This is a genomic window from Spiribacter salilacus (genome assembly GCF_009649225.1).
GTDB lineage: Bacteria > Pseudomonadota > Gammaproteobacteria > Nitrococcales > Nitrococcaceae > Spiribacter > Spiribacter salilacus.
In genome coordinates this window covers 1-353 of sequence record NZ_WJPP01000018.1, presented here as the reverse complement: position 1 = coordinate 353, position 353 = coordinate 1, and the positions used below count along the sequence as shown (strand labels likewise).

The following is a 353-nucleotide window of genomic DNA, read 5'->3' as shown; positions in this document are numbered from 1 at the left end:
GCGCCATTCGTGGCCACCGAGTCACCACCACCGGTGTTCGAGCCGCCAGAGCTTTCCACAAAGCTATCAAGCTCGGCAATCATGGTGGAGGACTCTTTGGCGGTGACGCTTAGGCTGCCGGCGCTCAGCGTAGCCCCGGTGACTAACGCGATGGCACCTGACTCCACCTGGTTGCGCACCACCATGCCACCCGCGGCAATGGCATCTGAATCGCTCACATTACCAATGTCGGGAATCAGGCCACTGGCGGAAGTCTCAGCCTGCCAGAAGTCTAAGTCGAGGTAATCTTCACTGGTGGGTGTAAAGCTACCTGATTCACCAAGGAATTTATAAACGCCGGCGGGCACTTCAAC

Annotated in this window: 1 protein-coding gene; it reads right to left on the bottom strand. The window is 57.8% G+C overall.

Translation table 11 applies throughout. The features are described from left to right. Positions 1–353: hypothetical protein (locus GH984_RS11150; protein ID WP_172973235.1), on the bottom strand; the 353-nt coding region annotated here is incomplete at both ends.